Genomic DNA, 21,050 nt, shown 5'->3' on the forward strand with positions numbered 1-21,050 from the left:
TGGGCATTGATGCATGGGAGCGCTTCCATCGATAATCGGAAGTGCCCCTCACCGCCGACCCTGCCGTTCATGCCGACCCGGAGGAGAAGCCGTGGCCGACACCATCGCCGAGACCGTCGACCTGCTCTACACGATCGACCAGGACAATCTCACCCCCGACCAGTTGATCGCGCTGGGTGCCGCCCTGGCCGGCCTGGCCCAGGCGGAACGCCTGGACCAGATCAACGAGCGGCTGCGGGGAATCCACCAGGTGCTCAACACCTGGGCGCTCAAGGCGACCGCCGACGGACGCTGACGGCGGGCGCTCTGCTCGTGGGGCGGCCGCCCGGCGACGCCGGGCGCTGACGGGGGTGGCCGACCGGCGACAGCGGGCGCTGGTCGTGGGGTTGTGCGAGACTCCGGCGCACCCTTCGGAGGAGTTCTCATGCAGTTGGACAGTTTGCAGGCACAGCACCAGTTCCACGTCCGGCAGCGGATCCGGATGATGGTCAACCAGTACGAGGTCCGGGCGGTGGCGGCGGACGGCACCGAGGGCGAGTTGCTGGCGTTCGCGCAGCAGAAGCGGCTCGCCTTCAAGGAGCAGGTCACGATCTACTCCGACGACTCCAAGCAGCACCCGCTGCTCGGTTTCAAGGCCCGTCAGCGGCTCGACCTCGGTGCCACGTACGACGTGACCGATCACGCCGGCACACCGATCGGGCTGTTCCGCAAGGACTTCGCCCAGTCGCTGCTCCGCTCGACCTGGCACGTCGAGCAGGCCGGCCTGCCGCCGATGACCGGCCAGGAGCGCAGCATGCCGGTGGCCCTGCTCCGCCGGTTCGTCGACTCGCTGTCCTGGCTGCCGTACCACTTCGACTTCACCGCCGGTGGTCAGCCGGTGTTCTCGGTGATCAAGAAGTGGGGGCTGCGGGACCGTTACGTCGTCGAGGTGCCGCACCCGCAGATCGACAGGCGACTGGTGATCGCCATGGCCATCGGTCTGGACGCGCTCCAGGGCCGCTGAGCCACCCGCCGCCCGGTTGCGGGTCGGGCCGGTCCATCCTGCTTCCAGGTTGGCCGGCCCGACCTGCTTCGGGGCGGCCCGCCTTGTTCCGGGGTTGGCCGCCCGCCCTTGTTCCGGGGCCGGGCGGCCCGCCCTTGTTGCGGGGCAGGCCGGCACGCCTTGTTGCGGGGCGGGCCGGCACGATCCGACCGGCCTCAGCACCGGACCGCGCTCAGACCAATCAACCACGGACCGGTCAGCCCCGGACCGGGCCAGCGCGGGCGGTGGTGGTGGCGTACCGCCGCAGCCCTGGCAGCGGGGTGACCGCCACCTCGACCGTCACCACCACGTCGAGCCCGTCCGCCCGGCAGGTGACCAGCCGGGCGGCATTGGCGCGGACGAACTCGTCGGCGGTCGCACAGGCCACCCCGGCACCCTGCGGCGCAACGCCGGCCCCCGCGAGGGCGCCGAAGTCGGCAGCGACCCGGGCCTGGTGCCGCGCCAGCCGGGCCGCGCCGATCGCCGCCCCGAACAGCCCGACCAGGACGAAGACCAGGCCGATGGCGAGCACCAGCACGGTGGCCCCACCCCGGTCGGCGACGCCACCGGGCCTCTCCCCTCCGGGACCCGTCACCCCGACTCGGCGAGTAGCGCGCTGGGGCCGGCAGTCGCGGCTCACGGGCCGGTTCCCCACTCGCCCGCCCCGGGTCCACCCTCATCCGGGACGGGCATATCCGGGGTTCGCGCGTCCAGGACTGGTACGGCCGGTTCCCCTACGCCACGTTGCGGCATTCCGGGCTGGGGTGCGCCAGGTCTCGGCGGGCCTTGCTGGGGTGCCTCCGGTTGCGGTGGGCCCAGTTCCGGCGTGGGCAGTTCCCACATGCCCGGCCGTGGTGCACCGGGCTGCGGTGCCCCGGGTTCGACGGCGGCGACCGTGCCTGCCTCGACGGTGAGTCGGGGCAGCCGGGCACCGAGCGCGCGGACCGGGGCGCGGACCGTCGCGGTGACCCGCCCCTCGCGCACCACGATCGACACGTCCGCCGCCTCCGGTGCGATCCGGGTGCCCGCGCCGGTCCCGTCCTCGCCCCGGGAGGCAGCGAGCGCCGCCTCCCGGGCCGCATCCAGGCAGGCCGCCTTCGTGGTGACCGCGTCGACGGCGGTGATTCCGGCGAACAGGAGCAGGAGCAGCGCCGGCAGACCGGTCGCCAGTTCGGCGGTGAACGAGCCCCGGTCCCGACCGGCCGGCCGGCGCGGTCTCACTTCAACGCCCGGTCGATGACCGCCGTCAGTGCCGCCTGCACGTTGCCCGAGGTGAGCACCTTGAGCAGGATGCCCGCGAAGGCGACGGCGGCGAGGGTGCCCACGGCGTACTCGGCGGTGTTCATCCCCGCGTCCCCACGCAGCCGGCTGAGGAGTTTGCGCATCGTTCGTTCCTTTCTCGATGTTGGGTCACAGCACATCGCCGAGGACGGCGACGATCACCGGCACCAGGCCGGCGAGAATGAAGGCCGGCAGGAAGCACAGGCCCAGCGGCAACACGATCAGCACGCCGGCCCGCCGGGCGGACGCTTCCGCCGCCGTGGAGCGGTCGGCCCGGAGATCGTCGGCGACGCGACCGAGGGCACCGGCCAACGCCGCCCCGCTGCGGGACGAGCGCAGTGCGGCGGCCACCATCCGGTCCGCCCCGGGCACCGGTGCCAGGTGGGCCCACGCCTCCGACGGCTCGCCGCCGAGCAGCAGCGTCCGCCCGATCCGAGCGAGGCGGGCGGCCAGTGGGCCGTCCAACGCATCGGCCACCGCGAGCACCGACCGGTCCACCGGGGCGCCGGCCCGCATCGCCGCCGCCAGCAGGTCAGCGGCGAGCGGCAGGTCAGCGGCCTCCCGAAACCGGCGCTTCCGCACTGCGGGCGGGGTGATCCGTCGCAGTAACCGGTCCGCCACCGGGGCGGTCACCGTGCCGCCCAGCACACCGGGCCAACCGCCCACCAGCAGCAGGACCGCCACACCCGCCAGGGCGGCCCCGAGCCGTATCCGGTCCGGCCACCAGCCCGGCCGGCTCCGGTCGGCACGCCGCCCGGTCAGGCCGTTCCACCGCCGGCCGGCCCGGTTGCCGCGCACCGCGACCAGTAACGCGGCCAGGACCAGGCAACCGGCCGACAGGTGATTCGGAGACATCACCCGCCTCCGCCGGGGACGGTGCCCAGCCGCTCGGCCCAGAGCAACCCGCCGGCCTGCAGACCCATCGCGACGAGGGCACAGCCGGCCCCGACCGGGGTGTGCAGCAGCACCGCCAGCGGATCGACGCCGATGCCGTAGCCGAGGGCGATGCCGCCGAGCGGAAGCGCGGCCAGCAGCAGCGCGGTGGCGTTGGCCCCTGCCGCCTGGGCGGCGGCACCGGCCAGGCCCCGGTCGAACGCCCGCGCGTCGGCCTCGACGCGTTCGAGGAGTTCGGCCAGGGGCGCTCCGGTCCGGTCGGCGAGCCGGACCGCCGACCGGGTCAGCCGGGCGAGCCGGTCCGTCCCGGCCGGGTCGTCGTTTGGACCCGCCGCCCCGGGTTCCGGGCTCGGCGCGGCTTCACGGGGAACGGGCAGGCCGGCCCGCAGGTCGGCGGCGAGCGCCCCGAGCCGGTCCAGGTGGCGGCGACGTTCCCGGCCGACCTGCCCGGCGAGCCGCCGCCGGTGCACGGCACGTGCCCCGAGCATCCCGTAGCCGGCCAGGAGGAGCGCGGCGACCGGCCCGGCTGCGAGGCCACCCGTACCGGCACCGACGAGACCGGCCAACAGCAGGATCCGCCTCGGCGGGCCGGACACCAGCCGGGTCAGCAGCCGTCGACCGGTTGCGGGCCGGTGGGGGCCGACAGGCTCCGCCACTGGGTGTCGCGGTGCGGGGAGCACGCTGCGGCGGCGGCGTCGGCTGCTGCGTACCGGCCAGGCGACCACCAGGGCCGCGCCGGTCAGTAGTGCCGCGACCAGCCACAACGACGACGTCATGCCCGCCCCGTCGCATCGGGTCGGGGTGCCCGCAGCAGGGGTGGCACCGACACTCCCCGGTCGCGGAGCAGGATCGCCAGACCGGGCCCGGCCGGACCGACGCCCTGCCCGCGTACCCAGGCGGGCACCACCGTCACCAGCCGGTCGGGGCCGTCGGCCAGCAGCAGGCAGATCGACTCCAGCAGCCGGCCGTCAGCGCCCCGACGTACCTGGACCAGCACCTGGAGCGCGGCGGTGACCTGTGCGTGCAGTGCCGCCCGGGGGAGTCCACCGAGCAACCCGAGCGCCTCCAGCCGGGCCGGCACGTCGGCCGGGGTGTTGGCGTGCAGGGTCCCCGCCCCTCCGTCGTGGCCTGTGTTGAGCGCGGCCAACAAGTCGACCACCTCGGCACCCCGGCACTCGCCGACGACCAGCCGGTCGGGACGCATCCGCAGTGCCTGCCGGACCAGCTCGCTCAACCCGATCACGCCCGCGCCCTCCACGTTGGCCGTCCGGGCCTGGAGACCGACCACGTGCGGGTGCACCGGGTGCAGTTCGGCGGCGTCCTCGACCAGCACGATGCGTTCCGTCGTCGGCACCAGGCCGAGCATCGTGTTGAGCAGGGTGGTCTTGCCCGATCCGGTGCCGCCGGTGACCAGGTAGGCCAGTCGGGCGGCCACCACCGCGGCGAGGACCGGGGCGACCTGCTGCGGCACGGTGCCCTGCCGGACCAGTTCGTCGAGGGTGAACGGCCGGTGCCGGAAGGTGCGCAGCGACAGGTAGGGCCCGTCGGTCGCCACCGGCGGCAGCACGGCGTGCAGCCGGGTGCCGTCGGGCAGTCGGGCGTCCGCGCAGGGCGAGCCGTCGTCGAGCCGACGCCCGGCCGCGGCGGTGAGCCGTTGGGCCAGCCGGCGTACGTCGTCGACCGTGCCGAGCGGCACCGCCACCTGGTGCAGTCCGGCACCCCGGTCGACCCAGACCCGGAGCCCGTTCACGAGCACGTCGGTGACGTCTGGATCGGCGAGCAGCGGGGCGAGTGGCCCGGCACCCACCAGGTCGTCGTGCACCCGGTCGGCGATCCGCAGCACGGCGGTGTCACCGAGGACGGCGGCGGACGGTTCGGCGCGTACGGCGGAGACGATCGCCGCCGGGGTGACAGGTGTCGTCGTGTCGGCCATTCGCTGCCGGACCCGGGCGGCGAACTCCTCGGGTCGCCCGGTCACGCCGCACCCGGCACGGGCAGCCCGGTCAGGTCGGTGACCAGTTGACGGCAGAGCGCGGCGAGCGGTCCCCGACCGGCGGCGGCCGGTGCCTCGCCGCGTTCCAGCCCCCGGCACAGGGCCGGCTCGGGGCGCAGCGTGCCGGCCAGCGGCAGCCCGAGGGCACGGGCCACCTCGGCCGCCCGCAGCCGGCCGGGGGCGGGACCCCGGACGATCACCCCCAGGGCGGCGCAGTGCGGAGCCGTCGCCGCGACCACCCGGGCTGCCGCGGCGGTCGCCCGCAGTTCGGCCGGCACCACCACGTACGTCTGGTCGGCGGCCTGGAGGGCGAGCACGGCCGCGTCGTCGAGCTGGCGCGGCAGGTCGACGACGACGAAGTCCCGACCCCGGCGGGCGGCGTCGAGGGTGGCGGCCATCGCCGGGGCGGGCAGGGCCAGCGGCTCGCCCCGGTCCCAGGAGAGGACGACCAGGTCGCCCCGGTGCGGCAGGGCACGGACCAGGGCCGGCGGGTCGACCCGACCGTCGGCGTCGGTGAGCGACGGCCAGCGCAGTCCGTCCAGGTCCTCCCAGCCGAGCACCAGGTCGAGCCCGCCGCCGAGCGGGTCCGCGTCGACCAGCAGGGTCCGCAGCTGGGCGCGGGCGGCGGTGACGGCCAGGCCACCCGCGAGGACGCTCGCCCCGGCCCCTCCCCGGCCGCCGAGCACGGCGACCGTCCGGGCCGGGGCCGCCGGTTCGCCGCCGGGCGCGCACTCGGTGAACCGGTCGACCAGCCATGGTTCGGCGGCGGGCAGGGTGGCGACGTGCTCGGCACCGATCAACTCGGCGATCTCCCAGCCCGGGTCGAGTTCCCCCGACCGTCCGACCAGCACCGTCCGGGGCCGTCGGGGCAACCGGGCCCGCAGGCAGGCCTGAGCCTGGTCACTGCCGATGAGGACCAGGGGCGCGGGGAGCCAACGGGACCGGGCGGCGGCCGGATCGGCAGCCACCTCCACCTCGGTGCCGCCCGCCGCGGCGAGCCGCAGCAACTCGTCGAGGAGGTCACCGTCTGACGTGACCAGCAGCGGCAGTCGTCGGTACGGCGGAAGGGAGGTACGGGGTGGCATCACGGCCTCCAGCGCTCGGGGTTGCTGGGACAGACCCTGCGCCGTCGTCGCCGGTGCGCGCCGCCGATGCCGCCTCACCTGTGGACGACGGGGCGGCCTGTGGACAACCCCCGCCACCGTCGGTGATCTGTTATGCGGCCCCGGTGGCGGGATGGCGGGTCATGCTGGTCGTCGGGGTGTCCCGGTCAGCCGTTCGACGTCTCCGTCGACCCGGCAGGAGGGGGTGACCTGCACCGGAGGCATGTCCAGCGCACCGCCCGGAGCGCCGGGACGACCGAACGACGCCGGCGGCAGCGGGACCGTCCGGGTGAAGAACGCGAAAAAATGTCCCGTTCACCCCGCCGGAGTGATTGACGGCATACCGCCTCGTACGCCGATAATCGTGACCGCCACCGCGAAGGTGGCATCCGCCGCTCTCGGAAACGGGGCCATGGCCGACTCATCCGACGACACACCCCCCACCCTGCGCATCGGTGGCTGGCTGCCGGCACCCCGGTACCGCCAGACGCTGCCGCCCTACCTCGTCCCCCCGGCCGGTCGGCATCTGATCGACGTCCCGGCGTCCGGGTCACCGGGCAACCCGTTGCCGTCCCCCGTGCACGCCGTCGAGCCCGCCGGCATCGGACGGACCCTGCTGTTGGCCGGAGTGGCGTTCGGCCTCGTCACCAGCCTCGTCCTGGCGCTGTCGCCGTTGTGGTCCGGGCCGAAGCGGAACGACGCCGCCCTCCCGATGACACCCTCGTGGGTCGCCGACCGCCCGGATCTCGCGGCCGTGGAGAGCCCCACCCCGGTCGCCGACTACTCGCCCGCCCCGGCCTCGATGGCCACCCGCGCCGCGACCCCGGCCGCACCGCCGCCGGCACCGCCCCGTCAGCCACACCAACCCGCCACGGGTACGACGTCCCGTCCCGCCGCGACCACCACGCCACCCCGGCCGACCCCGACGACCGCCGCGCCCCGCCCCACGCCGAAGCCGCCGACGAACCCGCCCGAACCGGCCGAGTTGACCCCGCTGCCGGGCTGGCAGGAACACTCGCTGCGGTCCACTTCGAACGGCCCCTCGACGTACGTCGAGTTCGTCAACGCCCGTAGTTCGCGGGTCGTCGTCTACTGGCTCGACCACCAGGGGCAGCGCCGTCAGTACAAGGTGCTCGACGCGGGCCGGTCCTACCGCCAGCAGACGTACGTGGGGCACCCGTGGGTGGTCACCGACCGGCACGGCCGGGCCCTGGCCTGCTTCCTGCCCGCCCGGACCACGATGCGGGCGGTCGTGCGGTAGCCAGGCCTGCTCCCACATCCCCTTATGGACGGCCGCCGAGCAGGGACTCTTCAGTTGAGCGGGTGTCAGCCACCCGACAGACAAATCGCGGGCCTTGTGCTATGCCGCCGCACGCGGGATGCTTGACCGGTCGATCGGCACAGCGCCGCCACAGCACAGCGGCGCCCGGCTGCAACCGGACGCCGCATTCGACTCGACCGCGTGCAACGGAAGGAGTCGGCTTGACTGTAACCCGTCGGGGCCGGGACTTTGAAGGGCCGGACAGCGGGGACGACGAGGGCCACGGCCACGTCGTCCCGGCGTACGCGCCGGAGCCCGACCGCGCACCCATCGTCTCCGGATTCGCCACCACCACCGGACCGGCAATTCGCTAGCGAAGCAGCCCCGTGCCCCGTTCCCGCGACAGGGACGGGGCTGTTTTCATCAGGTCGACCGGCCACGCACGGATATTTGCCGTCGACCAGCCACCCGGAGTCCTCGTGAAAAGGGACGACCCCCGTCGGGGGGAGACGGGGGTCGTCGAATGGTTCGGCTCCGGGGGGGTTGAGCCGAACCGGCCCGGCGGTCACGGGGGGTGCGACCGCCGAGGGTCTCTCAGCTTTCCGGTACATGAATCGTTGTCGTGGGGACAAGTCTGCCCGAGCGGACTGTTCACGTCGAGTGCTGTCGACCCCACTCATTGCGAAATTATGATCGGAGCGTGTGACTGCGATCACGTTGAGCATTCGCCGCCGGAGTGCTCCCGCAGGTCGAGGGGGTATTCACCCCAGGGCACCCGCCGACCCCGGAGCATCGGACTAGACTTGCGCGCCGTGGGCCGAAGTGCCGCTTTTTTCGATCTGGACAAGACCGTCATCGCCAAGTCGAGCGCCTTGGCATTCGGTCGGCCGTTCTACCGGGACGGGCTGATCACGCGACGGGACGTCGTGAAGTCGGCGTACGCGCAGCTGATGTTCCGGCTGGGCGGCACCGACGAGCAGACCATGGCCAGGACCAGGGATTACCTCGCCGCACTCTGCAAGGGTTGGCGGGTGGAACAGGTCCGTCAGATCGTCGCGGAGACGCTCCACGAGCTGATCAACCCCTACGTGTACGCCGAGGCCGCCGCGCTGATCGAGGAGCACCAGGCGGCCGGCCGGGACGTCGTGCTGGTCTCCGCCTCCGGCGAGGAGATGGTCCGGCCGATCGGCGCGCTGCTCGGGGTGACCGACGTGATCGCCACCCGGATGAGCGTGCAGGACGGCCGCTACAGCGGCGAGGTGGAGTTCTACGCGGCCGGGCCGAGCAAGGTCGAGGCGGTCAACGAGCTGGCCGCCGTCCGGGGTTACGACCTGGCCGACTCGTACGCCTACTCCGACTCGTACAGTGACCGGCCGTTGCTGGAGTGCGTGGGGCACCCGAGCGTGGTCAACCCGGACCGGGCACTGCGCCGGCTCGCGGTGGAGAACGCCTGGCCGGTGCTGGAGTTCCGGCACCCGATCCCGCTGGGCCGGCGGCTGCGGGAGCGCCCGGCCGTCCCGGTGGCCGCGGCGGCGCTCGGCGTCGGCGTCGGGGTGGCGATCGGCATCGCCTGGTACGGCCGGCACCGCCGCACCCGCGCCGTCCAGGCCGCCTGACGCCCCCGCCCCTTCGGGCCTCCCGACCCACCGCGACCGACTCCGCCCCTTCGGCACGCCTCCCGCTCACCGCGACCGGCTCCGGTCCCTCGGCCTCCTGACCCACCGCGACCAACCCGGGGCCACCCGGCACACCTCCTGCGTACCCCCCGATTGAGCGATCGCTCAAATCGCCTATGCTCGCTTTTGAGCATGTGCTCAAAATTGGGAGGTAGCGATGAACGAGCAGGATCGACCGCCCCGACGGACCGCCGCGAACTGGGTGCTCGCCGGCCTGATCTCGGCCTTCGGCATGATGGTGTTCGTCGCCACCGTGCTCGACGGGCGGGCCGACAGCGCCCTGCTCTTCGTGCTGCTCCCGACGGCCCTCGCCGCCACCCTCGCCCTGCTGCCCGGTCGCACCGCGCACGGCCGGGTCTTCGTGATCACCACGATCGCCCTGCTGCTGGCGGCGGTCGCGTTGCACGAGGGGGCGATCTGCGTCATCCTCGCCGCCCCACTTGTCTACGCGGTGTCCCACGGGACCACCGCCCTGATCCGCGCGCTGCGCGACGCCTCCCGCCCGTACGCCGTCATCGCGGTGCCGTTGCTGCTCCTGCCGGGGTTGGAGGGCAGCGGACCGGCACCCCGGATCGCACCCGACCAGTCCGTCGAGGTGGTCCGGGTGGTGGCCCTGCCGGCCGACCAGGTGGCCACCCGGCTCGCCGCCGGCCCCCGCCCCGTACCGGTGCGCTCGGTCCCGCTGCGGCTGCTCGGCGTGCCCACGCCCGGCCAGGTCAGCGGGGACGGGCTCGACGCGGGCGACAGGTGGATGTTCGGCTACCACGGCAGCGCGCACGGCCCCGGTGGTCACCTCCTCGCCGAGGTGGAGACGGTGGGGGTGCAGCGGGTCGGGTTCCGGTTCGTCGAGGACAGTTCGATCACCGCGCGCTGGTTCCGGTGGCGGCACGCCACGCTGAGCTGGCGGGCCGTCGACGGGCGGCACACCGAGGTGCGCATCCGGGTGGACTACACCCGGGGGCTCGACCCCTCCTGGTACTTCGGGCCGATCCAGCAGGTCCTGCTCGGCGCGGGAACGGGACACCTGCTGGACATGATGGCGCTGCGATGATCGTCGCCCGCTACCTCAGCCTGGCGGTGCCGTTGCTGGCCCTGCTCGCCGCCGCCCGGGTCGACCGGAGCCGCGCCGGGCGGGCGGGGGCGCTGCTGGCCTTCATCGCCACCGGCATCGGCATCGCCGCCCTCGACGAGGTGGCCCGGCGCACCGGCTGGTACACGTTCACCCCGGTCCGGGGAAGCTACCGGGGCATGCCGGTCGACCTGTGGATCGGCTGGGCCGTGCTCTGGGGTCCGCTGCCCGTGCTGCTGCGCCGGAGCCTCCCGTTGCCGGTGGCGCTGGGCCTGCTGCTCTGGGTCGACGCGGTGGCCATGCCCGCGCTGCACCCGCTGGTCCGGCTCGGCCCGGACTGGCTGGTCGGCGAACTGGTCGGGCTGCTCGTGGTGGCCCTGCCGGCGCAACTGCTCGGTCGCTGGTGTGCCGACCGGCGGCACCTGGCGGCCCGCACGCTGCTCCAGGTCGGGGTCTTCACCGCCCTGCTGCTGTGGTTCGTCCCCAGCCTGGCCTTCGAGGTCGGCGACGGGTCGTGGGCGACGGTGACCGAACTGCCCCGGCCCGTCCTGCTGCTCCTCGCCCAGGTGGCGCTGGTGCTGGCCGCCCCGGCGCTCGCCGCGGTCCGCGAGTTCGTCACCCACGGTGGCGGCACGCCGTACCCGTGGGACCCGCCCGTGCGGCTGGTCACCACCGGGCCGTACGCCTATCTGGCCAATCCGATGCAGACCTGCGCGGTGGCCCTGGTGCTGCTCACCGCCGCGCTCACCCGCAGTTCCGCGCTGGTGCTGGCGGCGGTGGTGGCGGTCGCCTTCAGTGTGGCGGTGGCCCGCCCGCACGAGGAACACGACCTGGCCGACCGGCACGGCGGGGCGTGGCGCGCGTACCGGCGGCAGGTCCGGGACTGGTGGCCGCGTCGGCGGCCGTACCACGTGGGGCCGGCGGCGGTCCTGTTCCTCGACGACGCCTGCGGTCCGTGCGCCGCGACCTGGCGGTTCGTCGCCCGTCGCCGCCCGGTGGGTCTGCTGGTACGTCCCGCCGCCGAGGCCGACGGGGTGCTGTGGCGGGCGGCGTACACCGACGGCGGCCGGTCGGAACGGGGGGTGGCCGCCGTCGCCCGCGCCCTCGGGCACCTGCACCTCGGGTGGGCGGTGGTCGGCTGGATCCTGCGGCTGCCCGGGGTCGGTTGGCTGGCGCAGCTGGTGACCGATGCGATGATCACACCGCCGCATCCGGCGGGCCCACGAGGAGGACGATGTCCGGCACCAAGCAGCGCCTCCTGGACGGCGCCATCACCGCCATCCGTACGCACGGCATCGCCGGTGTGTCCGCCCGCACCATCGCTGCGGCCGCCGGGGTGAACCAGGCGCTGGTCTTCTACCACTTCGGCACGGTCGACGACCTGCTGACGGCGGCCTGCCGGGCCAGCACGGCCGACCGGCTCGCGCACTGGTCGGACCGGCTGGCCGGGGTGGGCTCGCTGCGGGAACTGCTCGCCGTCGGGCAGGAGTTGCACGAGCAGGAACGCGAGCTGGGCAACGTCTCCTTCCTGGCCCAGATGCTGGCCGGGGCGCAGACCGACGAGCGGCTGGCCGGGCCCACCGCCGCCGCGCTGAAGCTCTGGGTGGACGAGATCGAGTCGGTGCTGCGCCGGCTGCTCGCCGGGTCACCCTTCGCCGAGATCGCGGACGTGCCCGGCCTGGCCCGGGCCGTCTGCGCCGCGTTCGTCGGGCTGGAACTCTACGACGGGGTGGACCGGGCGGGCGTACGGCAGGCGATGTCGGCGCTCGACCAGCTCGCCGTGCTCATCGAGATCGTCGACGACCTCGGACCGGTCGCCCGGCGGGCGCTGCGCTCGCGGGTGAACCGGGCCGCCCGCCGGGACTGACCGCACACCCGGCACCGGTCGGGGTCGGGTACGCGGACGGCCCCGGTCAGGCGGCGGCGATGATCTCGTCGCCGACGACGGTGAGCTGGTCCGCGCCGACCTCGACGGCGGTCAGGTAGTGCCGCAGCCAGGAGCGCAGGCCGTCGGGGGTGCCGGTGGCGAAGGCCCCGGCCGCGCCGACGTACTCGGGTTGCCGTTCCCGGTGGCCCACGTCGACGGCGACCAGGCCGCGCGGGTCGAACCCCCGGGACATCAGCACCAGCCGGGTGGCGGCGCGGGCCACCACCCCGGACGGGCCGGCGAACGGCCGTAGGTTGAGCAGTTCGCCGTGCACCACGGCGGCGAGGACCAGCGGGGAGACCGTCGTCCCGCCGGCGACCAGCCCGGCCAGCCCGTCGAGCCGGGCGGCCACCACCGGGTCGGCGACCGGACGCCCCAGCTCGGCCTCGGCGACCACGTCCCGGGCGGCGAGCACGTGCAGCCGGGCCAGCGCCTGCCGGGGGGCCTTCGGCCACAGCTCGGTCAACCCGGGCAGCGCCCCGGCCACCCGCAGCGACCCCTGGAGCACCGGTTCGGTGACGGTGCCGGCGCGGACCGCCTCGCGCTCGTGGTCGTACCCCTCCAGGGCGGCACTGGCCACCGCGCTGCGCAGGCCGACCTCGGCCGCGACCTGGCCGCCGTGGCGGCGCAGCGCGCGGTGCCGCATCGCCTGGTCGACCCGCTCGCGGGCCCGCTCGACGGCGGGGGCGATGTCGGCGAGCGCGAGCAGCGGGGCGAGCGGATCGGTGGTCACCCCGCCACGCTAACGACCGGGTGACTGCGGGGCGGACGCCACCCACCACCGGGGTGTCGGGTCCGATCCTGATCAGGGCGGCAGGGGTGGGCCGCCGAGCGCGCCGGGACGGCCGCTGAGCGCGCCGGACGGCATCGGGGGTGTCGCGGTCCCGCGCGGCCCGGACTAACCTCGGCCGGGTAGAGACGCAGGTCACCGACGAAGGAGTCACCGCATGAGCGAGGCCTTGGCCAACCTGCTGAACGAGACGCGCCAGTTCCCGCCGCCGGCCGCACTCGCCGCCCAGGCCAACGTCACCGCCGGCGCGTACGACGAGGCCGGCGCGGACCGGCTCGCCTTCTGGGAGCGGCAGGCCGGCCGGTTGGCCTGGGCCAGGCCGTGGGACGAGGTGCTCGACTGGTCGAACCCGCCGTTCGCGAAGTGGTTCGTCGGTGGCCAGCTCAACGTGGCGTACAACTGCCTGGACCGGCACGTGGAGGCGGGCCGGGGCGACAAGGTGGCGATCCACTGGGAGGGTGAGCCGGGCGACACCCGCACCCTCACCTACGCCGACCTGCACCGGCTGACCTGTCAGGCGGCGAACGCGCTGACCGACCTGGGGGTGGTCGCCGGGGACCGGGTGGCGATCTACCTGCCGATGGTCCCCGAGGCGGCGGTGGCGATGCTGGCCTGCGCCCGGATCGGCGCGACCCACAGCGTGGTCTTCGGCGGCTTCTCCGCCGACGCGTTGAGCAACCGGATCCAGGATGCCAGCGCCAAGGTGGTGATCACCGCCGACGGCGGCTACCGGCGGGGCAAGCCGTCGGCGTTGAAGCCGACGGTGGACGAGGCGGTGGCGAACTGCCCGTCGATCGAGCACGTGCTGGTGGTCCGGCGCACCGGCGAGGAGGTCGACTGGTCGGCGAAGGACCACTGGTGGCACGAGACCGTCGAGACGGCGTCGGCCGAGCACGTCGCGCAGCCGTTCGACGCCGAGCACCCGCTGTTCATCCTCTACACCAGCGGCACCACCGCCCGCCCGAAGGGCATCCTGCACACCACCGGCGGCTACCTCACCCAGGCCGCGTGGACGACGCACGCGGTGTTCGACCTGAAGCCCGACAGTGACGTCTACTGGTGCACCGCCGACATCGGCTGGGTCACCGGGCACTCCTACATCGTGTACGGGCCGCTGGCCAACGGCGCCACCCAGGTGATGTACGAGGGCACCCCGGACACCCCGCACAAGGGCCGGTTCTGGGAGATCGTCGACAAGTACAAGGTCAGCATCCTCTACACCGCGCCGACGCTGATCCGCACCATGATGAAGTGGGGCGAGGACATCCCGGCGGGCTTCGACCTGTCGTCGCTGCGCCTGCTGGGCAGCGTCGGCGAGCCGATCAACCCGGAGGCGTGGATGTGGTACCGCCAGCACGTCGGCCGGGATGAGCTGCCGATCGTGGACACCTGGTGGCAGACCGAGACCGGCGCGATCATGATCTCCCCGTTGCCGGGGGTGACCGCGGCCAAGCCGGGTTCGGCGATGACCCCGCTGCCCGGCATCGTCGCCGACGTGGTGGACGACCAGGGCCAGTCGGTGCCCAACGGCGGGGGCGGCTACCTGGTGCTGCGCGAGCCGTGGCCGTCGATGCTGCGCACCATCTGGGGCGACGACAACCGGTTCATCGAGACGTACTGGTCCCGGTTCGAGGGGATGTACTTCGCCGGGGACGGCGCGAAGAAGGACGACGACGGGCACATCTGGCTGCTCGGCCGGGTCGACGACGTGATGCTGGTGTCCGGGCACAACATCTCCACCACCGAGGTGGAGTCGGCGCTGGTGTCGCATCCGGCGGTGGCCGAGGCGGCGGTGGTCGGCGCGACCGACCCGACCACCGGGCAGGCGATCGTCGCGTTCGCCATCCCGCGTGGCACCGCCGACACCGCGGGCGAGGCGGGTGAGCAGCTCATCGCCGAGCTGCGCAACCACGTCGCGAAGACGCTCGGCCCGATCGCCAAGCCCCGGCAGATCATGCTGGTGCCGGAGCTGCCGAAGACCCGCTCCGGCAAGATCATGCGCCGGTTGCTGCGGGACGTGGCGGAGAACCGGTCGCTGGGTGACGTGACGACGCTCCAGGACTCCTCGGTGATGGAGTTGATCTCCTCCGGGCTCAGCGGTGGGAAGTCCGACGAGGACTGACGACAGCCGTACCCGACGGTGGGTGCCGGTCCGTGAGGGCCGGCACCCACCGTCTTTTTAGGGGTACGAATCGGTCGGTAGGCCGAGCCGACTCGGGCTGAACGGGCAGAGGCACCGTCGCCCCCTTCCGGGTGAGAACCCTTCTCATTTAGGTTCAGCGATATCGACTGGGTTCGACAGAGGTCTCACCGGCGATCCCTTTCCCATGCCCGAGAAACGGAGTGGCATGAACATTCTCCCGTCCACCAGGGCACGTCGACGGCTCCTCGTCGCGTTGCCCGCCCTCGCTCTCGTCGCCTCGTCACTGACCGTGACCGGCAGTGCGGCGGCCCAACCTGCCGGGCCGGCCACACCGACCCGGATCGGGGCCGACGAGCATTACCTCAACTACGCCGAGCCGGAGGTGCAGCCGGACACCGCGGGTAAGGAGGTCCGGGGCGCCGACGGGATCCGCACCCCGGCGGCGGACGAGGCCCGCGCGTACGACCGTAAGTTCGCCGGCGGCAACCCGGTGGCCGCCCGGGAGCTGGCCCGCAACGAGGCGCGGGCGATCCGGACCGGGCAGAGCCCGCGCGCGTTCAAGAAGGCCAAGAGCACCCAGACGGCCAAGCTGCTCACCCTGCTGGTCGAGTTCAACGACCAGGCCAACGACGACTTCACCGGGGTGATGGTCCCCAAGACGGTCTTCGAGGACCGTACCTGCGTGCCCGGCACCGTCCAGAACGGACCGAAGCACAACAACATCCCCAACCCGGCGACCCTGCCGCACGAGGACAACAACTCGATGTGGGTGCCGGACTTCTCCCCCGCCCACTTCGACAAGATGCTCTACACCAAGCAGGGCATCACCGAGCGGGTGCGTAAGGACCTCAAGGGACCGGACGGCAAGAAGGGCATCGACCTGTCCGGCCGCACCATGCACAACATGTACCTGGAGATGTCCAAGGGTGCGTACACGGTGGACGGGCAGGCCAGCCCGTGGATCACCGTGCCACACTCGGAGGGCTGGTACGCGGCCTCGCGCTGCTTCCAGGACGAGACCGGCGCCTGGGTCGCCGGCCGGCAGCAGGCGATGAACGGCCACCCGGACAACCCGCAGGGTGCGGGGCGACTCGCCACCGACGCGATCGACGCGCTGGCCGCGAGCGACCCCAACTTCCCGTGGGCCGACTACGACATCGAGGACCAGGGCGACCGCGACGGTGACGGCAACGTCAACGAGCCCGACGGCGTGATCGACCACCTGGTGCTGGTGCACGCCGGTCAGGGCAAGTCCCGGGGCGGCGGCGACCAGGGCGTGTACGCGGTCTGGGCGCACTCCTCGACGGTCGCCGGCGGCTACACCATCCCCGGCACCAACCTGAAGGTGTCCAACTACATCGTGCAGCCGGAGGACGCCGGGGTCGGCGTCTTCGCCCACGAGTTCGGTCACGACCTGGGCCTGCCGGACCTCTACGACACCTCGGGCAACGCCGACTCGGACGTCGACTTCTGGGACCTGATGGCGTCCGGCTCGCACACCGGTGAGATCTTCCAGGCCCTGCCCACCCACATGGGCATCTGGGACAAGTGGGTGCTGGGCTGGGCCGATCCGCTGACCATCGCCCCCGGCACCCGGACCCGGACGGCATCGCTCGGGCAGACCTCGCGGACCCCGGTGGGCACCCAGGACGGCATCAAGATCGACCTGCCGGACAAGGTGGTCACCCTCGCCCAGCCGCACAGCGGCACCGGCATGTGGTACAGCGGCGCCGACCAGGCGTGGGCGGACGTCAAGCTCAGCCGGCAGGTGGCCGTCCCGGCCGCCGGTGACGCGAAGTTCTGGATGTGGAACAACTACGTCATCGAGGAGGACTGGGACTACGGGTTCGTGGAGGTCTCCACCGACGGCGGGGCCACCTGGGCCGAGCAGAAGGTCTACGACGCGGCCGGCGCGCTGGTCTCCACCAACGACGGTTACGCCGACCCGAACGGCCGTATGGTCGACTTCGGCAACAAGAAGTACGGCCTGACCGGCAGCACCGACGGCTGGCGGCACGACTGGGTCGACCTGTCGGCGTACGCCGGGACGACCGTGCAGGTGCGGCTGCGGTACGCCACCGACGAGGCGTTCCAGGAGCGGGGCTGGTTCGTCGACGACCTGTCGGTCACCGGCGGCGGGGCCACCACGTTCAGCGACGACGTGGAGGGCGGCACGAACGGCTGGACGCAGACCGTCGGCACCTTCACCGACACCACGGGCGCGGGCTGGCACATCGACCCGGGCACCCAGGTCAAGGCGCAGTACTACCTGGCGGAATGGCGCAACTTCGACGGCTTCGACATGGGCCTGAAGTACGCCTACGACACCATCTACTCGCACGAGGCGTGGAAGGTGGACCGGATCTCGTACAACGCTCCGGGCATGCTGGTCTGGTACCGGGACACGATGCTGGGCGACGTCAACCACGTCACCGGGCAGATGACCGCGCTGCCCAGCTACGGGGCCAAGGGCGGGTTGCTGATCGTGGACTCGCACTACGACCCGCTGCGGCGTACCGGTGAGGCGGCGGCGAAGGACCCGTCGGTGCTGGACAACCTGCCGAGCCGGCCGCAGTCGGCGAACGCGGCGTTCTCGCTGAACCCGACGTACCCGTTCACCGAGTGCCTGGAGGCGGCCGACGAGCCGTACAGCGCGTACTGCACCAAGTTCCCGCGGCAGCACCCGGTGTCGGGCTTCAACGACGCCAAGGGCTGGTACCCGGGCATCGAGATCCGCGACGGCTCGCCGTACGCCCGGGACAACGACGCCTCGGTGGTCGTCCCGTCGCGGGGCAACAAGCCGTACACCACCCGGGTGGTGAACCCGGACGGCACGCCGGCCACCGAGTTCTACGGCGTGACGCTGGGCGGTGGGGCGATCGTGCTCGGCACCGGCAACCCGTCGGACTCGAAGGTCCGCAACGGGGTCTCCATCAAGATCGAGTCGGCCGCGCCGGACAACTCGTACGCGGTCGTCCGGATCACTCCGGCGAAGTACTGAAGTCACGCGCCGGGTACGCCCGGCGATGCGGTGGTAAGGGTCAGTAACTGACTGATTCGGTGAACGGTGGGCCGTCGGCGGACAAGCCGGCGGCCCACTGTTTCCCGCATCCCGGCAACGGAATCGAAATACATCACTACGATTCTCCGCCGGGTCGTCCGCGCTGCTCATGACCGTTGGTGAACATCCGGTGTGTGACGGTGAAAAGCGTTCCCATCAAAATCTTGCAACAAATCGACGCGGACATCTTCCCACCCGTCCCGGCAGTGTCTATGTTCACCATGGGTCCCACTAGTGGGACGTCCATGCCGGCCCGTACCCCCGTTGGGCCGGTTCCCTCACACCGGAGGTACCACGTGCGCAAAGTCGCAGTGGGTCTGCTCGGGCTCTCGCTGACGGCGACAGGTCTGGTGACGGGTACGTCCGCCAGCGCCGCGCCGACGCCGAAGCTCCCGTCGGCGGCCCCGTCGGTCGCGGAGCCCGCTAACGCGGACCACGATCTGCCCAACCCGCTCGAAACCAAGCGGCGGGCGCTGCGTCAGGAGGGCCTCAGCGAGGTCCTCTCCGGCAAGGCCAAGGCGCAGAAGATCAACGGCAGCACGGTCGTCAAGGTCGGCAAGACCCAGGCTGCGGGCAAGAACGCCCGGACGACGGCCTCGGGCGTCGCCCAGACGCAGGACCAGTACGTCGAGCTCGGCCGCGAGCGGACCGACAAGATCTTCGTCATCCTCGCGGAGTTCGGCAACGAGCGGCACCCGAGCTACCCGGACCAGGACACGGCCCCGGCCGTCCCCGGCCCGACCCGGTTCGACGGGCCGCTGCACAACGAGATCCCGGCCCCCAACCGGGCGGTGGACAACTCCACCGTCTGGCAGGCCGACTACAACGCCGACCACTTCCGGAAGCTGTACTTCGGCACCGGGCAGGGTGACGAGTCGCTGAAGCAGTACTACGAGGCCCAGTCCTCGGGTCGCTACAGCGTCGAGGGCGAGGTCACCGACTGGGTCAAGGTGAAGTACAACGAGGCCCGGTACGGCCGTTCCAACGGCTACCCCTGCGCCTCGAACGTCTGCAACAACACCTGGGCCCTGGTCCGGGACGCCGCCAACCAGTGGGTTGCCGACCAGAAGGCCGCCGGCCGCACCGACGCCCAGATCGCCGCCGACGTCAAGTCGATGGACGAGTGGGACCGGTACGACTTCGACGGCGACGGCAACTTCAACGAGCCGGACGGCTACATCGACCACTTCCAGATCGTCCACTCCGGCGGCGACCAGGCCGACGGCGACCCGATCCAGGGTGAGGACGCCATCTGGAGCCACCGGTGGTACGCCTTCGCCAGCGACCAGGGCAACACCGGCCCGGCGAACTTCCCGGCCGGCGGCACCCAGATCGGCAACACCGGCGTCTGGATCGGCGACTACACGATCCAGCCGGAAAACGGCGGCCGGAGCGTCTTCTACCACGAGTACGGTCACGACCTCGGTCTGCCGGACGACTACAACGTCATCAACAGCGGTGACAACAACAACGAGCACTGGACCCTGATGGCCCAGAGCCGGCTCGGTGCCAAGAACGACCAGGGCATCGGCGACCGGGGCGGCGACCTCGGCGCGTGGAACAAGCTCCAGCTCGGCTGGCTCGACTACGAGGTCGTGGTGGCCGGCCAGCAGAAGACCCTCAACCTGGGCCCGCAGGAGTACAACTCCGACAAGGCGCAGGGTGCCGTGGTCGTGCTGCCGCAGCGGGAGTACAGCTTCCAGAACGGCAAGCCGTTCGAGGGGACGAAGCAGTTCTTCTCCGGCAACGACGACGACCTGAACACCACGATGACGCGGACGATCGACCTCACCGGGAAGACCAGCGCCGCGCTCACCATGAAGGGTCGTTACTCGATCGAGGCGGACTACGACTACCTCTTCTTCGAGGCCAGCACCGACGGCGGCCAGACCTGGGCCACCCTGCCGGGTACCGCCAACGGCAAGGCCCTCAAGGAGATCTCCCCCGGGCGCTTCGCCCTGGACGGCTCCAGCAACGGCCAGTGGGTCGACGTCAACATCCCGATGAACGCGGCCGCCGGCAAGGTGGTGCAGTTCCGGCTGCGCTACCAGACCGACGGTGGCGTCTCCGAGGGCGGCTTCTACGGTGACGCGATCACCATCACCGCCGACGGGCAGACCGTGCTCACCGACGGTGCGGAGGCCGGTGCCGCCGGTTGGACCCTGAACGGGTTCAGCGTGGTCGCCGAGACCTACATCCGCAAGTTCGACAACTACTACATCGCCGGCAACCGGTCGTACGTGTCGTACGACCAGTACCTCAAGACCGGCCCGTACTACTTCGGTTACGCGAACAGCCGCCCGGACTACGTGGACCACTACGCGTACCAGGAGGGTCTGCTGATCTCCTACTGGAACCTCCGGTGGGCCGACAACGACACCTTCGACCACCCGGGCGAGGGTCGGAACATGATCATCGACGCGCACCCGGAGCCGCTGTACAACCTGACCGGCGCCCCGTGGCGGGCCCGCGTCCAGGTGTACGACGCGCCGTTCAGCCTGAAGAAGGCGGACTCGTTCACGCTGCACATCAACAGCGTGCCGCAGTACGTCCGCGGCCAGGCCGCGCAGCCGCTGTTCGACGACACCAAGCAGTACTGGTACCCGGAGCTGCCGAACCACGGCGTCAAGCTCCCGGCCACCGGCACCAAGATCAAGGTTGTGGAGCAGAACGGCACCTCGCTGAAGGTCCGCTTCTCCTGATCCGCTGATCAGCGCACCACCCGCTGTACCCGATGCCCGGGCAGGACTCCTGCCCGGGCATCGGCCCCTCCGGGGCCCCGACCGGATGCCGCTACAGCGTTGCCGTGGCAGGCTGGCTCTGCGCGTACC

At 72.3% G+C, this 21,050-nt stretch carries 17 protein-coding genes and 1 pseudogene; 10 read left to right on the forward strand and 8 right to left on the reverse strand.

The window, feature by feature from the left end:
* Window positions 1–91: 91 nt before the first annotated feature.
* Complete coding sequence (locus ACN265_RS29095) at window positions 92–295, forward strand: hypothetical protein (RefSeq protein WP_204925801.1); 204 nt, start codon at window positions 92–94, stop codon at window positions 293–295.
* A 129-nt stretch (window positions 296–424) separates the two neighbouring features.
* Entirely contained in the window at window positions 425–1,003 is a 579-nt protein-coding gene (locus ACN265_RS29100) for a hypothetical protein (RefSeq protein ID WP_088643463.1), read from the forward strand.
* 235 nt (window positions 1,004–1,238) lie between these two features.
* Here the strand turns inward: ACN265_RS29100 and ACN265_RS29105 are convergent, their stop codons facing one another.
* From ACN265_RS29105 to ssd, 7 genes and pseudogenes are all read right to left on the reverse strand, one after another.
* The gene (locus ACN265_RS29105; protein WP_421410699.1) at window positions 1,239–1,676 is read right to left on the reverse strand and encodes an Rv3654c family TadE-like protein; all 438 of its coding nucleotides are present in this window, start codon (window positions 1,674–1,676) and stop codon (window positions 1,239–1,241) included.
* 221 nt (window positions 1,677–1,897) lie between these two features.
* Window positions 1,898–2,242 (reverse strand): annotated as a pseudogene (locus ACN265_RS29110) (TadE family type IV pilus minor pilin); the annotation flags it as partial.
* Window positions 2,239–2,406: a DUF4244 domain-containing protein gene (locus tag ACN265_RS29115; RefSeq protein ID WP_204925799.1), complete on the reverse strand. Its 168-nt coding sequence runs from the start codon at window positions 2,404–2,406 to the stop codon at window positions 2,239–2,241. The pseudogene ACN265_RS29110 and the gene ACN265_RS29115, both read right to left, overlap by 4 nt.
* A 25-nt stretch (window positions 2,407–2,431) precedes the next feature.
* Window positions 2,432–3,157 carry a type II secretion system F family protein gene (locus tag ACN265_RS29120; RefSeq protein ID WP_204925798.1) on the reverse strand — a complete coding sequence of 242 codons (726 nt, stop codon included), beginning with the start codon at window positions 3,155–3,157 and terminating at the stop codon, window positions 2,432–2,434.
* On the reverse strand, window positions 3,157–3,972 hold the full coding sequence (locus tag ACN265_RS29125; protein ID WP_421410700.1) for a hypothetical protein: 816 nt from the start codon (window positions 3,970–3,972) through the stop codon (window positions 3,157–3,159). The genes ACN265_RS29120 and ACN265_RS29125 overlap by 1 nt, the downstream gene beginning before the upstream one ends.
* Window positions 3,969–5,174 (reverse strand): TadA family conjugal transfer-associated ATPase, encoded by a 1,206-nt coding sequence (locus tag ACN265_RS29130; protein ID WP_421410701.1) that lies wholly within the window; start codon window positions 5,172–5,174, stop codon window positions 3,969–3,971. Before ACN265_RS29130 ends, ACN265_RS29125 begins: the two co-directional genes overlap by 4 nt.
* Entirely contained in the window at window positions 5,171–6,274 is a 1,104-nt protein-coding gene (ssd, locus tag ACN265_RS29135) for a septum site-determining protein Ssd (RefSeq protein ID WP_204925796.1), read from the reverse strand. The genes ACN265_RS29130 and ssd overlap by 4 nt, the downstream gene beginning before the upstream one ends.
* A 430-nt stretch (window positions 6,275–6,704) precedes the next feature.
* Between ssd and ACN265_RS29140 the strand changes: the two genes are divergently transcribed.
* The 5 genes from ACN265_RS29140 to ACN265_RS29160 all read left to right on the forward strand — a co-directional run bounded on the left by ACN265_RS29140 (window position 6,705) and on the right by ACN265_RS29160 (window position 12,165).
* Window positions 6,705–7,553, forward strand: coding sequence for a hypothetical protein (locus ACN265_RS29140; RefSeq protein WP_420115780.1), 849 nt, complete (start codon window positions 6,705–6,707; stop codon window positions 7,551–7,553).
* Window positions 7,554–8,356: 803 nt separating this feature from the next.
* Window positions 8,357–9,169, forward strand: a complete 813-nt coding sequence (locus ACN265_RS29145; protein WP_204925795.1) for an HAD family hydrolase — start codon at window positions 8,357–8,359, stop codon at window positions 9,167–9,169.
* A gap of 217 nt (window positions 9,170–9,386) precedes the next feature.
* On the forward strand, window positions 9,387–10,280 hold the full coding sequence (locus ACN265_RS29150) for a hypothetical protein (protein WP_421410702.1): 894 nt from the start codon (window positions 9,387–9,389) through the stop codon (window positions 10,278–10,280).
* The gene (locus tag ACN265_RS29155; protein ID WP_421410703.1) at window positions 10,277–11,638 is read left to right on the forward strand and encodes a methyltransferase; all 1,362 of its coding nucleotides are present in this window, start codon (window positions 10,277–10,279) and stop codon (window positions 11,636–11,638) included. Before ACN265_RS29150 ends, ACN265_RS29155 begins: the two co-directional genes overlap by 4 nt.
* Entirely contained in the window at window positions 11,533–12,165 is a 633-nt protein-coding gene (locus tag ACN265_RS29160) for a TetR/AcrR family transcriptional regulator (protein WP_420115783.1), read from the forward strand. Before ACN265_RS29155 ends, ACN265_RS29160 begins: the two co-directional genes overlap by 106 nt.
* Window positions 12,166–12,211: 46 nt before the next feature.
* On the opposite strand, the gene ACN265_RS29165 is transcribed toward ACN265_RS29160, so the two are convergent.
* Window positions 12,212–12,958 carry an oxidoreductase gene (locus ACN265_RS29165; RefSeq protein WP_421410704.1) on the reverse strand — a complete coding sequence of 249 codons (747 nt, stop codon included), beginning with the start codon at window positions 12,956–12,958 and terminating at the stop codon, window positions 12,212–12,214.
* 214 nt (window positions 12,959–13,172) lie between these two features.
* Here ACN265_RS29165 and acs point away from each other — a divergent pair, with 214 nt between their 5' ends.
* The 3 genes from acs (at window position 13,173) to ACN265_RS29180 (ending at window position 20,921) form a co-directional block, all read left to right on the forward strand.
* Window positions 13,173–15,137: an acetate--CoA ligase gene (acs, locus tag ACN265_RS29170; RefSeq protein WP_357925502.1), complete on the forward strand. Its 1,965-nt coding sequence runs from the start codon at window positions 13,173–13,175 to the stop codon at window positions 15,135–15,137.
* 226 nt (window positions 15,138–15,363) lie between these two features.
* Window positions 15,364–18,159, forward strand: coding sequence for an immune inhibitor A domain-containing protein (locus tag ACN265_RS29175; RefSeq protein ID WP_421410705.1), 2,796 nt, complete (start codon window positions 15,364–15,366; stop codon window positions 18,157–18,159).
* 371 nt (window positions 18,160–18,530) lie between these two features.
* On the forward strand, window positions 18,531–20,921 hold the full coding sequence (locus ACN265_RS29180) for an immune inhibitor A domain-containing protein (protein ID WP_204925973.1): 2,391 nt from the start codon (window positions 18,531–18,533) through the stop codon (window positions 20,919–20,921).
* The last annotated feature ends 129 nt before the right edge of the window (window positions 20,922–21,050 follow it).

It is taken from the genome of Micromonospora sp. WMMD730 (genome assembly GCF_049178955.1).
Classification (GTDB): Bacteria; Actinomycetota; Actinomycetes; order Mycobacteriales; family Micromonosporaceae; genus Micromonospora; species Micromonospora wenchangensis.

Coding starts and splice junctions, on each gene's coding strand:
- ACN265_RS29120 (WP_204925798.1), bottom strand. CDS start 3,157: ATGTCTCCGAATCACCTGTCGGCCGGTTGCCTGGTCCTGGCCGCGTTA.
- ACN265_RS29155 (WP_421410703.1), top strand. CDS start 10,277: ATGATCGTCGCCCGCTACCTCAGCCTGGCGGTGCCGTTGCTGGCCCTG.
- ACN265_RS29140 (WP_420115780.1), top strand. CDS start 6,705: ATGGCCGACTCATCCGACGACACACCCCCCACCCTGCGCATCGGTGGC.
- ssd (WP_204925796.1), bottom strand. CDS start 6,274: ATGCCACCCCGTACCTCCCTTCCGCCGTACCGACGACTGCCGCTGCTG.
- ACN265_RS29160 (WP_420115783.1), top strand. CDS start 11,533: ATGTCCGGCACCAAGCAGCGCCTCCTGGACGGCGCCATCACCGCCATC.
- ACN265_RS29150 (WP_421410702.1), top strand. CDS start 9,387: ATGAACGAGCAGGATCGACCGCCCCGACGGACCGCCGCGAACTGGGTG.
- acs (WP_357925502.1), top strand. CDS start 13,173: ATGAGCGAGGCCTTGGCCAACCTGCTGAACGAGACGCGCCAGTTCCCG.
- ACN265_RS29100 (WP_088643463.1), top strand. CDS start 425: ATGCAGTTGGACAGTTTGCAGGCACAGCACCAGTTCCACGTCCGGCAG.
- ACN265_RS29125 (WP_421410700.1), bottom strand. CDS start 3,972: ATGACGTCGTCGTTGTGGCTGGTCGCGGCACTACTGACCGGCGCGGCC.
- ACN265_RS29175 (WP_421410705.1), top strand. CDS start 15,364: ATGAACATTCTCCCGTCCACCAGGGCACGTCGACGGCTCCTCGTCGCG.
- ACN265_RS29115 (WP_204925799.1), bottom strand. CDS start 2,406: ATGCGCAAACTCCTCAGCCGGCTGCGTGGGGACGCGGGGATGAACACC.